General features: G+C 67.2%; 1 protein-coding gene. It reads left to right on the forward strand.

Annotation, left to right across the window (positions count from 1 at the left end):
• The coding region (locus tag H7841_18270) for a hypothetical protein (protein MEO5338804.1) at positions 1 to 2,187 on the forward strand (2,187 nt) is incomplete at both ends.

Genomic DNA, 2,187 nt, shown 5'->3' on the forward strand with positions numbered 1-2,187 from the left:
CCTGGCCGGGGTGAACCAGATCCTCAACAAGACCGGCACCTCGTCCACCGGCGGCACCACCTACAACCTGGCGGCGGCGGAAGACTGGGCGGCGGGCGCGGCGGCGGCGGTCAACGTGGCCGACACCACGGGAAACGGCATCACGGTCAGCAGTCCCACCACGCCGACGGTCACATCGGCCACCTACGACGCCTCGGGCGGGGTTCTGGTGGTGACGGGCACCGGGTTCCTCAAGCTGTCGGGCGCCACCAACGACGTGGACGTGTCCAAGCTGACGCTAACCGGCGAGGGCGGGGACACCTATACGCTCACCACGTCGAGCGTGGAAATCACCAACGGCACCACCTTCACGGTGACGCTGAACGCCACCGACTTGGCCGGGGTGAACCAGATCCTCAACAAGGCTGGAACCTCGTCGACCAGCGGCACCACCTACAACCTGGCGGCGGCGGAAGACTGGGCTGCGGGCGCGGAGGCCTCGGTCAACGTGGCCGATACCACCAGCAACGGGGTGACGGTGTCCAACCCGACCACCCCGACCATCACGTCGGCCACCTACGACTACAGCAGCAATGCCCTGGTGGTGACCGGCACCGGCTTCTTGAAGAAGTCGGGGGCGTCCAACGACATCGACATTTCCAAGCTGACCTTCACCGGGGAAGGCGGGGCGACCTACACCATCACCAGCGCGTCCGACAGGGAAATCGACTCGGCGACCCAGTTCACGGTGACGCTCGGGGGCGCCGACCTCACCAACATCGAAGCGCTGCTCAACAAGAACGGCACGTCGTCGGTGGGCGGGGCCACCTACAACCTGGCGGCGGCGGAAGATTGGGCTGTGGGTGCGGATGCCGCGGTCAACGTGGCCGACACCACCGGCAACGGCATCACGGTCAGCAACTGGACGGCGCCCACGCTGACCGGCGCCACCTACGACTGGTCGAACGGGCAGCTGGTGCTGAGCGGGCTCAACTTCGTCAACCTGTCGGGCGCCACCAACGACGTCGTCGCCTCCAAGCTGACCCTGACCGGCGAGGGCGGGGCGACCTATACGCTGACCGATACCGCCAACGTGGAGATCACCTCGGCGACTTCGGCCACCCTCACGCTGTCGGCCACCGACAAGCTGAACGTGCACGGCCTGTTGAACAAGGCCGGCACCGTCTCGGGCGACAGCACCACCTACAACGTGGCGGCGGCCGACGACTGGATGGCGGGCAGCCCGTCGGCTTCCGACATCGCCGACACCACCGGCAACGGCGTCACGGCATCCAACATCCAGACGCCCACCATCACCAGCGCCACCTACGATTCCGACACCGGCATCCTGGTGGCGACCGGCACCAACCTGTTCAAGAAGTCGGGCGCCACCAACGACATCGACATTTCCAAGCTGACCCTGACCGGCGGCACCGGCAACGCCACCTATACCATCACCAGCGCGTCCGACGTGGAGATTACGTCGGCGACGTCCTTCACCGTGACACTGACGGGTACCGACAAGACCAACGTCGACGCCCTGCTGGACCAGGTGGGCACCACATCGACCGGCGGGTCGACCTACAATCTGGCGGGGGCCGACGACTGGCTGGCGGCGGCGGAAGGCGCGGCGAACATTGCCGACGGCAGCGCCGCGGTGACGGTTTCCATCAATCCCCGCGTCACCAGCGCCACCTACGACGCCTCCACCGGCGCCCTGGTGGTGACCGGCACCAACATCCAAGCCAACGGCGGCGGCATGGATATCGACGTGTCCAAGCTGACGCTGACCGGCGAGGGCGGGTCCACCTACACGCTCACCACCGGCAGCGTGGAACGGGATTCCGCCACCCAGTTCACGGTGACCCTGAACGCCACCGACCAGGCGGCGCTGCACCAGATCCTCAACAAGACCGGCACCAGTTCGACCGGCGGCACCACCTTCAACCTGGCCGCCGCGGACGACTGGGACACCAACGTCACCACGGGCGATACCGCCGACGCCACCAACGCGGTGACGGTGTCCAACCCGACGACGCCGACCATCACCAGCGCTACCTACGACGCCTCGACGGGGGCCCTGGCGGTGACGGGCACCGGGTTCCTGAAGCTGTCGGGCGCCACCAACGACGTGGACGTGTCCAAGCTGACGATCGCCGGCGAGGGCGGGGCGACCTACACGCTCACCACGTCCAGCGTCGAAATCAC

The sequence above is a fragment of the Magnetospirillum sp. WYHS-4 genome (assembly GCA_039908345.1).
Classification (GTDB): Bacteria; Pseudomonadota; Alphaproteobacteria; order Rhodospirillales; family GLO-3; genus JAMOBD01.